The following is an 11,876-nucleotide window of genomic DNA, read 5'->3' on the forward strand; positions in this document are numbered from 1 at the left end:
GTTGGACCGGTCGAAATCGACGAAGTGTACGTCTCTGCGGGGTTGAAAGGCCGCGAGCGCGACCAAAAGTCGCGCTCGCGTGGCCTGTCCACGCGCGGTCGAGGTTCGTACAAAAGGAGACAAACCACCCGTCTTCACCATCGTTGACCGTGGAACGGGACAGCGGTACGTCGTCCCAGCGAAATCCGCTGACGAATCGACAGTGCGACTCCTGCTGGCTGACCACGAGGAAGAGTCGCTAACCGTCTATACCGACGGATTTCGGGCATACGACCCACTGGAGGACGACGACGATTTCCACCGCGAATACGTCGTCCACGGTGACGGGGAATACGCGGATGGAAACGTTCACGTCAACACCTGCGAGAGCCACCGTCGCACCAGCGACGCGTGGCTCTCGCCGCATCGAGGCGTCTCAAAGGACAAGTTGACACAGTATCTTCGCGCCTTTCAGCTACGCAGCGAACTCTTCGAAAAACCTGGTCGAGAAACACTCAAACACGCTGTCAAAGCGACTCCCTGAAATCAACAATCTGCTACATATGAGCGTATGAGGAAAGTCCTCGGTTGGCACCAGTCGGAGATGCCTTGTGTTCAACGCGCGCATCTACCAACGCTTGATGGTGAATTTAGACGGAAGGAGTGTCGACAAGGTCCCAAAATCATATTGAAGGGCTTCGAATACTGCCCACAGCTAAAGTTCATGGTCAGCAGCGTGTTTGATATTTAATTCGAGTTCGTTCGAAACACCGCGGAGGATGTTTGGTAATTCTTGTTCAAACCATTCGCCTTCCATACGATGGGATGGACCAGAAACACTGAGTGCGCCGATGGCATCTCCTTTGGGACCTCTAACTGGAACACCAATTGAATGTAATTTTTCTACACACTCTTGTTTATCAACACTATATCCTCGGTCTTCAATGTCTGATAGTTGGTTAAACAGTTCATCTCTGTCAGTGATGGTATTTTCTGTTACGGCCGGAAGCCCATAGTAATCAATGAAGGAATTGGCTTCTTGACTGGGCAGCTCGGCAAGAACAGCTTTCCCCGCGGCAGTTGCGTGTAGATATACTCTCTGTCCAATCGTCGGATCTGTTCGAACGCCGTGAGATCCGACTGACCGGTCGACATAGACGCCTTTTCCATGGCTTTCTGCCAAGAACTGTGCCCGTTCTTCAGTTTCCATAGCAACTTCCTCGATCTTGTCCTGAATCAATTTAAACCCAGGAATACGATTACGTGCATGTTCGGAAAAATCGAGGAATCCGAGGCCAGGGTGGTAGGTACTTCCCTCCTTTTTCACGACCCTGAGACATTCAAGCGTGGTCAGATCCCGGTGGAGGGTACTTTTTGGTTTGTCAAACTCGCTGGCCAGATCATTGAGTGTCCCTCCATTTTCCTCTTTGAGGTATTCCAATATCTGGAATGCCCGTTGTACCGTTTTTGACTTGGCCTTGTGTTTTGCTTTCATGGTAACTGCTATGTAACCACACAGTATATTTGTTTCGATTATTTAGGAAGGTCTAGTTCCTGTCCGCTAATTAAGCATCGGTCGACCCCTCCCTCAGGGGACCCTCCAGTTAGGATACCAGATTCTCCCAGCTTAGTGGCCCAGCCTACGGGATTCACCACCTCGTCATTGAAGACGCAGGTGAATTATGTACTCAGCCCTTGCCAATATTTTTACTCTTAACCTATTAAAATATCATCCAAATGTAGATAATTGTCACTATATCGAGTTTGAATAAAAACTTCAAAAATTCGATTAAATGGACCTCTCAATCTCCTAAAATCAAGATGAGATTGTGGTATTCCCTCAATATCTCTGTGATTTTTCCCATTTCGCATCGAATATAGGATATTTTAAAATATTTGTGCTATACCACGCAATATCTATGTATATACAAAGAATACCAATCATTGGATCCTGAACAGAGTGGCGTTTGTTTGCTTTGTTGCTCCTGATAAATGGTTTCCAAGGGCTAACGATTGCTCCGCTGGATCGTACTGGAGTCGAACGAACCAACGAATCAGTGAAGGACTGCGGCCTCGAGCGAATGCACGCCCGATGCCGCGTCCACGCACGGGCACAGGTGTTTCTTGCCCTGTGTCTTCGCCTTGCCGTCGTTATCACTAACTACGAACGCGGAGACGATTCGGGAAGCACGATCATTACGGTGTGAGAAGAGTTCTATGACACCCTCGGCCGCAAGAAGACCTGTGGCGTAGCTTTTCGCATAATGGTGTTATGCTGGTGACAATGGTTCGAGCTCGTTGAGTACGTGCGTGCACGACAAGAAGTCCGTACTCGGCATCATCTGTTCCTGCTACCGCCTACGTCATACTCCTACTTTAACGTGCAAAGCTGAGTTTACAAAAGTTTATTTACGCGGATTCTCTATCGAACACCAATGACTAAATCAAGCGAATCCACGAGAGGCACAACGCCACACTCTCGATCAGCGAGTAAAGTGGCTAAATTGATTCACCAATACGATCTCGGCGATATCGGTACTGAACTGGAGGAACGGTGGACTCGGGAAGAAAACCGGATGAGTCTCCGTACACTTGCGGAATATTTCAATACGGAACTACTGGCAGCCGCTCTCAGGAAACATTCAACAAACATACTGGAAGGTGAAGCTGAGAACTACTACCGATTGTTAACTGACGAAGACGTCAGTAGTGGGACACGCATCCAAGCAGAGAACAAGCTTGAACAACAAGAAATCGACGTCGAAGCACTCCGTTCAGATTTCGTCTCTCGACAAGCGATACACACGTATCTGACTAAAGAACGCGAGACAGCTTACGAGCGCGAAGAACAGACGAGAAACGAGCGGATTTCCTCACGTATCGATACGATCAGGAGGCTCAAAAATCGCGTTGTTGCGGTGTCCGAGCAGATACTTTCCGAATTAGCCAAATTGGGCGACGTCTCCAGTAGCGCAACGCGAGTATCCGTCTTGGTGCAGGTCACCTGTGACCACTGTGGTTCTCAATATCCGTTCGCTGAATTCATCTCGAATGGGGGATGTGAATGCAAAGAAAGCCGGGAGTGACGACGTCGGGTTGTGTGTGGTTCGATACCGGGAACCATAGAGTATGACACCTATATGTTCGTCATATCTATCTGGGTTAGTTAATTGTGAAACCGTTGTGTGAGTCGAAAAACGTATCCAAAATATCGAAGATCAACCGTACTCCGATAATTCACTACATCTTCGTAACAGATATGTATGTAAGACGAATAGTGTAGGAGATCTATAGTTGGGAGAACGTTTTTGATCCGATTAAGTGTAACCCTCGACGACTCACAGTGTGAGAGTCGTCCTGCAGGCCGGTACATATATATATGTCCAGCAGCGAGACACATTCGTAAGATGTCGCAGCAAAAACCGGCAGTCGATTCAGCAAAAATCGACGTCAAAAATATCGGCGGTATCGACAAGTCCTCTGTAGAATTTGATCCCGGGATAACGATACTTACTGGTCGAAACGCTACGAATCGGACGTCGCTACTTCAAGCGATTATGGGAGCTGTCGGTAGCGACAACGTGTCACTTAAAGCAGACGCAGACGAAGGGGAAGTGCACCTCGAGCTCGACGGAGATACCTATACTCGGACTCTTAGTCGTCAAGGCGGGCAAGTGACGAAAAAAGGAGAACCGTATCTCGATGATCCGATGCTTGCCGACCTCTTCGCGTTTCTCTTAGAGACAAACGAATCCCGCCAAGCGGTTGCCCGGGATGATGACCTCAGAGAGATCATTATGCGGCCAGTAGATACGCATAAAATCGAGTCTGAGATTAGCGGATTAGAAGAAGAAAAATCCCGTATTGATAAGCAGATCTCCACTATAGACAGGAAATCAGACCGACTTCCCGAGCTTGAAGAAGAAAAGAAGGAGATCAAAGAAGAAATAGATAACAAAGAGAAAGAGTTAGAAGAGAAACAGAGAGAGCTCGATAGTATCGACAAAGAGGTGGAAAAATCGAGACAAGAAAACGCGAAGTTCGATGCGAAAATGACTGAGCTTCAGAAGGCAAGGTCAAAGCATAATTCAATTCAAAAAGAGATTCAATCAGAAAAAGAGAGCATCGAGGCCCTTGAGGGGGAACTTGCCGAGAAGCAATCTGAGTTTGATGACCTCAGTCTTTCTTCAGATAACAGGAACTCGAATCTTGATGAAAAAATGCAACGCTTGCGCGGCCAAGTCGAGGAACTCGACCAAACGATCAATGAGCTTTATTCACTCATTCAATTCAATGACAGCTTCGTCAATGACGGCGAGCCCGAGATCATTAACGAATTAGATACCGATCACGAGAAAACCGAGGGCGCGGTAACAGACGAACTCCTTTCGAGCGAAGAGAACGTGACTTGTTGGACCTGTGGAACCAATGTCGCGAAAGGCCAGATAGAATCTAACCTCGAGGACCTTCGCTCACTTCACCAAGATAAGATCCAGAAGCGCCAATCACTCAAACAGGAGATCCAAGAGTTACAGAACGAGAAACGGGAGCTCGAGGAACAGCAACAACAGTACAAACAACTCGAACGGGCTATTGATCGAACGGAAAACGAGATCACGGACCGACAGGAAACGCTAGACTCCTTACAAACCGAGGAAGACGACCTATCAGAGGAGATCTCACAGCTCGAAAGCGATGTCGAAACATTGCAGGAAAAGGATCACAGCAAGGTACTCGAAGTCCAAGAGAACATAAATTACCTCGAATTCGAACTCGATGACCTTACGTCGAAATTAGATGACGCCAACGACGAGATTGAATCGATTCAAGACCAATTAAGTAAACGGGACGAACTCAAGAGCCGACGGGAAGGCCTCATTGGTGAACTCGAGGATCTGCGAACACACATCGAACAACTTCAGAAACGATCGATAGAGGAGTTCAACGAACATATGGATGCAGTCCTTGAGCTCCTTGATTATGAAAATCTGGAGCGAATCTGGATCGAACGGACCCAAGAGACAGTTCGCGATGGTCGACGAAAGGTCGACCAAAATACATTCACACTACACGTCGTCCGAAGTACCGAATCCGGCACCGTATACGAGGATACCATCGATCACTTGAGCGAGAGCGAGCGTGAAGTAACGGGCCTCGTTTTCGCCCTTGCCGGCTATCTCGTGCACGACGTCTACGAGACTGTCCCGTTTATGCTCATTGACTCGATCGAAGCAATCGATTCGAAACGCATCGCTGATCTCGTCGAATACCTAGAAGGCTATGCGGATTATCTCGTGGTTGCACTACTGGTAGAAGACGCCGCCGCACTCGGCGATACTTACCAACGGATAACAGCGATCTGATAGATAAATCCCCAGACGTTCTTGACAGATTCTCTTCATTTTGAGTTATTTGGAGATATATTAATGGGAGATCAGACAATCTAGGAAGTTTTTAACCATCCATAACCATAATATCACCAATGATAGAAGATAAAATGGCAAGCAAAGATGAAGTAGTAGTATCGATGAAGATTAAGAGAGTTCGATAGCGTTATGCGGAAAATTTTATCGGATAGCAATAAATCGGGATATTTGGATATAGTAATGGGGGATTTGTTTGTTATCCTCGACTGGTAGTTCAGGTAGACAGCGGAACAAGGCGCTCAATCGCACAGAAGTTACGGGGGAACCTCGATAGAATACGATAGCCAAGGAGTCATCGATGTGCTCCGTAATCTGGAAAAATATGAATTAGTCGCACTCAATGAGAATACTTGGAAGCCTGGAGCGAAAGCTCATTCATCGTCGAGCTCATCTTGACGGCTCCTCCCTGCCTACAGGGCTGCAGAAAGTGCTCTATTGAAAATGCGGTACAGCAGTAGGATCATAGTTTCTTGACGGTCGTCTTGATGTTGTGGAGAGCGAACATCAGGACGATCTCACGAAACTATCGATATCAGAACCGCGAACCCAAGACGGAGGCTTGGGTTCGCTTCGTAGTTGAGTAAGATGTCTCTGCCATCTACCGTTGCGCGCGTAGCCGTTCGTTCGGTTGAGCGCGTTGTGGTCTCGATCTGTCGAATCCACGCCTGTTGGTCACCTGAACGGCGGTAATTGCTGTCTGGAAAGGGATTTTCGGCATCCGACTCCCGGGCGTAGTGCCGCGATACCCTTGTCCGTGCGCCACCTACACCACGAAGCCACGCGTAGTAGGTGTTGATTGTTGAGTGGGAGTAGCCATCCCTGAAGGTATCGGGGTAGTCACCGGACACACGGTTGCGTCGAGATCAGCGAAGGTTACGGGTGACTCTTCAACGGCCCCGTTCCACGACGTCGCTGGATCCGCGTTGCCGGATCGGCTGTCTTCCCGAGCGCCCAGGTGGGGAAGCGGTCGAGTTCTCGCTCTGTGTTGCGACGGTAGTTGTCGCTCTCACCTGTGTCGCTTGCCCTTGTCTGTGAGGAACTTTTGGAAGGTCCGTTGAATCGGTGTGCCGGGGCGACATCGGTCGCTCATATGAGAGAAGGGTTCGCGCATAGTTTCTGATTTGGCCCGTTTGGGGATACGGGTAAGTACGGCAAAAAGTTACTCGTGCTTAGTTGAGTAATCACGTCTAGACGCGTATTCGCTCGAAATTCCGAATTCCGGTGGTAGCGGCGGTGTTCAGATAAGATGAAGGATAAGGCGGTTCGTTTTCTTAGTGCTCTATGCCCGAAAACGACCGCCTCGGCGGATGTTTGGACGAGATCGACTTAGAGTTTGTTGAACGAGAGGCGACACCGCGACTGCTGATGAAACTCAGTATTCAGCTACATCTCGCTGAATTATCTTTTTTGAATACTATCTATATATTTGAAATATTTGGTGTCGAGCGCGCTCGCTTCACCGTGCATAACTGGGTTCACAAAGCCGATCTACAGCCCGAATCTGGTCGGTGTCCGGATCACGTCGCGGTTGACGAGACCGTGATCCAACTCAACGACGAGCAGTACTGGCTGTACGCCGTGGTCGATCCTGATACAAACGAATTACTCTATACAACCCTTGAAACGACGACTACGAAGGTTCTTGCGCATTCGTTTCTCACCCAACTTGCCGAGAAATACGACATCGAAGATGCCGTGTTTCTCGTCGATGGCTCGCACTCGTTGCAAGATGCGTGTCACCGCCACGGCTACGGTTTCAGATACGAGAAACACGGGACTCGGAACATCGTCGAACGTGTCTTTAGAGATAAAGAACGACAAAATATCTGTTTTTCAAACTGTTTCAGCAACGCCGACGCAGAAACCGCCGACGACTGGCTCAAATCGTTCCGTCTGCGCCGACACCGATATCCCGCCACAGTGACCTCGGATCGGGGTCGAACTTGACGCGAAAGCGGTAGGCAGTCATCCTTGCATCTCCGTTCCCGTACGGAAACTGGTGAGGTCGTCGATACGCTGTTCGAGCTCCTCAATCTCTGCTCGTAGCTGGTTCGCCTCATCGTCCTTGCTGGTAGCAAGGCGATCTTTCAACCCCTACAATCAGGACTCTTTGACGTCTTCATCAACCTCCGCTTTGCGAACGTATTCGCTTTCTTCGACTTCGTACACATCGGATTCGGAGAGCGTGGTGACTTCAAGCGCTTCATCGACTTTCGAGCGGTCGACGCTCAGTACACGTCCGCGGTCGATGCCAGCGTTCTCGAAGCGTTCCAGCACCTCCTCGTTGTCTTTGAGCGAGCGGTTGCGGCGACTCGTCCGTTGGACGGAGCCATACTGCCCGGAAACCGGACGGTCGTGATGAAGCCAAGCGAGGAGGACATCCGCGATCTCCTTGCGGAATTCGTTAGCATCTTGCTGGACATCCGAAAGCAGGGTGTAGAGATTCACCAATGCGTCCGTCTCCAATTCAGAGAGAGTAGTCACATCGTGGCGTTCGAGTGCATCGATGAGGAAAAGTGCATGCGAATAGACATCAAGTCCGTCGGGTTCAGTTCGTTCCTCGTCTGTAGATTCCTGTTCCGCGCCCACCACCTGCGTTGCCGTCGAAACCTCCGATTGTGTGATGATGCCAGCGTCCTCATCAACCTCGAACCGTGGATGGACACTCCACACCGCCGGGTATGGGTCGGCATCCGGCGGGAGACGGTCAAGGTCAAACCCGCCGGGGGCGTCCTCAATTCGTCGATAGAGCGTTTCGAACTGGTCGTGCTGGAGCGGCCGCATCTCGTCTTTGTCTTCGAACTGGATGATGATGCGAGCGTCCTGTACGTCAGTATTATGAACTCGTCGATGGGAGAGTGGCGTAATGATCGTCGCATTCTCGGGTAGGTCGTCGAGTTCCTCGAGAAGCGTGTGCCAACTGGTAGTGAAAGACATATAACGTAGTTGTTCGGCAGTCCGACTAAACGTTACTCCACAGGAGATCGGGAGGTTCGCCACGAATGTAGAGATTCCGTGGGTGACCCGCTTGTGACTGCCTACACCGGATTTCTGCTCTCCCTCTCGTAGTAGTTGCAATGGTGCAACCTTGGTCGTGTTTAGTTAAGCGTCAGAGTAATATTCGGCGTAGGACAGCTGTACAGCCAAGAATGTCCGGCACGACTTCGTTTTCGGTTACGGGTAGTAACTTGACCAGCGACAGACTACGAACGGAAAGCAGACGTATGAGCTGGCTCGAAACGCCACGAATTAGCACTCTCACAAGAACAATTACTCACAGTATTAACTAAACACGACCGCAACCTTCCCCCACGCTATTTTGATTTAGAGCCAAAAATACCAATAGTGGGCCGTGTATTTGGATGGCAAACATCAGTGATGGAGCGAGACGACTTCGAAGAGACGGCTCCCGGTGAAATTGTTCCGACAACGACCCTAAAGGGGACGTTTTCGGCGTTCAAACCAGACCCGCTACCACCCACAATCAGCACTGACCAACTCATAACCCCGTTAGCGGAGGCAACACAGGCGCTGGGTCGGCTCCACGGCATTGGTCCCCGCGTCGGGTCGCGAGAGATCCTCATCGAACCGTTCTTTCGCAAGGAGGCATTGGAATCGTCCCAGATCGGAGGTACTCACGCGACCCTCTCGGATATCTACGCGTATGAAGGCTGGGCAGGAGGCGCTTATCGACGAGGACAGGCGACAGGATACCCAGGGAGGTCGTGAACTATCTGCACGCACTAACACACGGCTTGGATGCGATAACGGCCGGTGAGCCTGTCACTGTCGAATTGTTGTGTGAGATGCATCATCGATTGCTCTCGGGTGTCTATGGGGATGAAGCAAATCCTGGTGAGCTCCGCACGAGTCAGAACTTCATCGGCAGTACACCATACATTCAGGACGCCAGGTACGTACCTCCACCACCGAACGTAATTCCGGACTTACTCGAGGACCTCCTCGAATACGCGAACCGGGATACTGACCTCCATCTCCTCCTCCAGATCGGGCTCATCCACTACCAGTTCGAAACCATCCATCCGTTTCTCGACGGGAACGGTCGGCTCGGTCGGCTATTGATCAGTCTCCTGTTGCAGAGGGGTGGCCTGTTGCCCGAACCGTACCTCTACCTGAGTTCGTATTTCAACGCACGGCGCCCCGAGTACGTCGCCCACCTACTGGCAGTGAGTCAGCGTGGTGAATGGGAGGAGTGGCTGCTCTTCTTCCTGCGAGGTGTGCAGTCGCAGGCTGACGAAGCCCATCACCGGGCAAACCTGCTTGTCGACCTCCGTGAGGACTACCAGCACCGCTACCAAAGCGAACGGTCTGAGAATATCCTCGAACTGGTCATGCGACTCTTCGAAGACCCGTACCTCGACGTGAACACAGCAGCCGATTGGTTGGATGTCGAATACAGTACGGCGAATCGGCTCGTCGCGCAACTCGAGGAGGATTGGATACTCGAAGAACTCACCGGAAAAGATCGGAATCGGTTCTACCGAGCTAGCGAAGTCTTCGAGATTATCAACAAACCAATCGACCAACTCTAGATTTTAGACCTAGCGAGAGACGAGACATATGCATTGAGAAGGTCGGTCTTACCTACTGAGAAACCGCCGTCGGTATCCAGTGCAGAGAATAATCGCAAGACAGCAAGCATATAGACATTTGAATTATCTACATTATGTACAATATGTCCGATATCCAAATGATAGAGAAAATCGGTAGGATCCAAGATTAGTCGTTTGTGGCCTGCTCACTCAGCATCTCCACAATTTCCTGAACACGGTCCTCATCAGCTTCGATACCACGTTCTCGAAGTATCTGGAGGGCAACCTCGTCACCGTGATCTGCAATCACCCGGAGACACGCATCTTGGAATTCTCTTCCCTCAAACTCGGGGACATCAAACATTGTGCACGCGGCAGTTACTGAAGATCGCATCCGAGTAACGCCATTCCACGTCTCATCCCGAACATAGAAGCCGTGCATATCGGTCTGGTCAAAGGAGAAGGCCGGGCCATCGATGGAGCCGTCTACATCCTCCTTATCTTGATCAGATGCGGACTCAGTCTCCGACTCTTTGTCTGCAGTAGCTACCTCCTCATCCGGTTGTGATTCGTCCTCCGTGTCAGTACGTTCGTCGTCGGATTCTACCCCTTCCTCCGTTTGTTTGAGCTGTTCAGCGACGTCCCCGAAACGGTCGTCCTCATTAGGCATGGCTGTGTTCCTCCACGAGGTCCGCTAAGTGGTCGAAATTCGGGATCTGGTCGCAATCTTCGTCGAACTCCGAGACCGGCATTCCTTGCTTGAACGCGCGAGAAATCGCGGTCCGTTCGCGAATCCCTGGCTTCGGAATACTATCGATGGTACGTCCCGAATCATCGAGGGCATCGAAGATCTCCGGGTCCACACGAGCGTACTCGGGGACGAATGAACCGAACTCCCGGTTGAGATTTTCAACGAGAGTCCGATGCTCGTTGCGTTGTCCCATTGTTTCGCGAATCATATTCGGAGTGACTGCGAGGATATCCAACCCGATATTCTGCCGGATTGGGGAGATCTGGCGTTCAATCATCTTATTGAGGCCGTTGATCGAGCCAGCACGCGGGATTAGCGGGATTATAACGCGCTGGACGGCGATGAGGGCGTTGTCGGAGAGTTTCCCACGGCCGCCTGCGGCATCAATTATCACGTAGTCGTATCCGTTTTGAATGAGCGGATCGACAACGTTCCGTCGAAGCTTCACGTCTGCGAACCGTTCGTCCTTCAGCCTCGTCTCGACGTTCTCGAGCTCGTTACTCGACGGGAGTAGGTGAACGCCGAAGTCCGTCTCGATAAGCAGGTCTTCGGGGTCCTCACCATCGATAAGGGCGTCACCGAGGTTCGCATCTCGGTCGTACGCATCGTCGTATCCCAACTGGGTCGTCATGTGCCCGTCCTTATCCAGATCCAGTAGTACCGTCTCATAGCCACGAGCAGCGAGTCGATCAGCGATGTTGAGCGCGATCGTGGATTTCCCTACCCCTCCCTTGAGCAACGAGACAGCTGCTCCGGGGAGCCCTTCAAACTCGTCAGCACTCATAGCTCAGCACCCCGTAAGAAGCGGATTTTGTACATTTTGTAGGTAATGTACATTGGGTAGATGTTGAAGGTTGCGCGAGTTTTGTCGATAATGTAAGTTTCGCACTGGTCATACGCGGTTAATGAAGCTCGTCCACCTTAATTCTGTGTCAGACAGATTGCGTACGTCATTTACACAATCTACATTTTGTACATTACGTAAATTGTTGGCACAATCTCAATTGTTATAGTCACCGTCGACTCTACGCAATCTACATAATTTAGATTATCAGCATTTCATACGTATTCATCGCAATCTTTGCCACCCACACGAACCAATTGAAGAAGCCCAATTTGCATTATCCACATTATCCACATTATGCAGATTATACACATTATGCAGAT

Annotated in this window: 8 protein-coding genes and 3 pseudogenes; 7 read left to right on the top strand and 4 right to left on the bottom strand. The window is 50.3% G+C overall.

What is annotated here, in order from left to right; genetic code table 11:
- Nucleotides 1-523: pseudogene (locus FJT57_RS17035) on the top strand (IS1595 family transposase); the annotation flags it as partial.
- A gap of 171 nt (nucleotides 524-694) precedes the next feature.
- Here the strand turns inward: FJT57_RS17035 and FJT57_RS14760 are convergent.
- On the bottom strand, nucleotides 695-1,474 hold the full coding sequence (locus FJT57_RS14760; protein WP_144906568.1) for an IclR family transcriptional regulator: 780 nt from the start codon (nucleotides 1,472-1,474) through the stop codon (nucleotides 695-697).
- Nucleotides 1,475-2,006: 532 nt separating this feature from the next.
- Here FJT57_RS14760 and FJT57_RS14765 point away from each other — a divergent pair.
- From FJT57_RS14765 to FJT57_RS14780, 4 genes and pseudogenes are all read left to right on the top strand, one after another.
- A pseudogene (locus FJT57_RS14765) lies at nucleotides 2,007-2,186 on the top strand (IS5/IS1182 family transposase); the annotation flags it as partial.
- 228 nt (nucleotides 2,187-2,414) lie between these two features.
- Nucleotides 2,415-3,065 (top strand): rod-determining factor RdfA, encoded by a 651-nt coding sequence (gene rdfA, locus FJT57_RS14770; protein WP_144906570.1) that lies wholly within the window; start codon nucleotides 2,415-2,417, stop codon nucleotides 3,063-3,065.
- 321 nt (nucleotides 3,066-3,386) lie between these two features.
- Nucleotides 3,387-5,342 carry an archaea-specific SMC-related protein gene (locus tag FJT57_RS14775; protein ID WP_144906572.1) on the top strand — a complete coding sequence of 652 codons (1,956 nt, stop codon included), beginning with the start codon at nucleotides 3,387-3,389 and terminating at the stop codon, nucleotides 5,340-5,342.
- Between the two features lie 1,344 nt (nucleotides 5,343-6,686).
- Nucleotides 6,687-7,352: an IS6 family transposase gene (locus tag FJT57_RS14780; protein WP_144906574.1), complete on the top strand. Its 666-nt coding sequence runs from the start codon at nucleotides 6,687-6,689 to the stop codon at nucleotides 7,350-7,352.
- Between the two features lie 18 nt (nucleotides 7,353-7,370).
- On the opposite strand, the pseudogene FJT57_RS14785 reads toward FJT57_RS14780, so the two are convergent.
- A pseudogene (locus tag FJT57_RS14785) lies at nucleotides 7,371-8,342 on the bottom strand (hypothetical protein).
- 441 nt (nucleotides 8,343-8,783) lie between these two features.
- Between FJT57_RS14785 and FJT57_RS17040 the strand changes: the two are divergent.
- Both FJT57_RS17040 and FJT57_RS17045 read left to right on the top strand, forming a co-directional pair.
- Nucleotides 8,784-9,134, top strand: a complete 351-nt coding sequence (locus tag FJT57_RS17040; protein WP_238994013.1) for a Fic/DOC family N-terminal domain-containing protein — start codon at nucleotides 8,784-8,786, stop codon at nucleotides 9,132-9,134.
- An 89-nt stretch (nucleotides 9,135-9,223) separates the two neighbouring features.
- Nucleotides 9,224-9,958 (top strand): Fic family protein, encoded by a 735-nt coding sequence (locus FJT57_RS17045; RefSeq protein ID WP_238994014.1) that lies wholly within the window; start codon nucleotides 9,224-9,226, stop codon nucleotides 9,956-9,958.
- Between the two features lie 187 nt (nucleotides 9,959-10,145).
- Here FJT57_RS17045 and FJT57_RS14795 read toward each other — a convergent pair whose 3' ends face one another.
- Entirely contained in the window at nucleotides 10,146-10,628 is a 483-nt protein-coding gene (locus tag FJT57_RS14795) for a hypothetical protein (protein ID WP_144906576.1), read from the bottom strand.
- Nucleotides 10,621-11,493, bottom strand: coding sequence for a ParA family protein (locus FJT57_RS14800; protein ID WP_144906578.1), 873 nt, complete (start codon nucleotides 11,491-11,493; stop codon nucleotides 10,621-10,623). Before FJT57_RS14800 ends, FJT57_RS14795 begins: the two co-directional genes overlap by 8 nt.
- Between the last annotated feature and the right edge of the window lie 383 nt (nucleotides 11,494-11,876).

The sequence above is a fragment of the Halobellus captivus genome, assembly GCF_007655485.1.
In the GTDB taxonomy this organism is placed as follows: domain Archaea; phylum Halobacteriota; class Halobacteria; order Halobacteriales; family Haloferacaceae; genus Haloquadratum; species Haloquadratum captivum.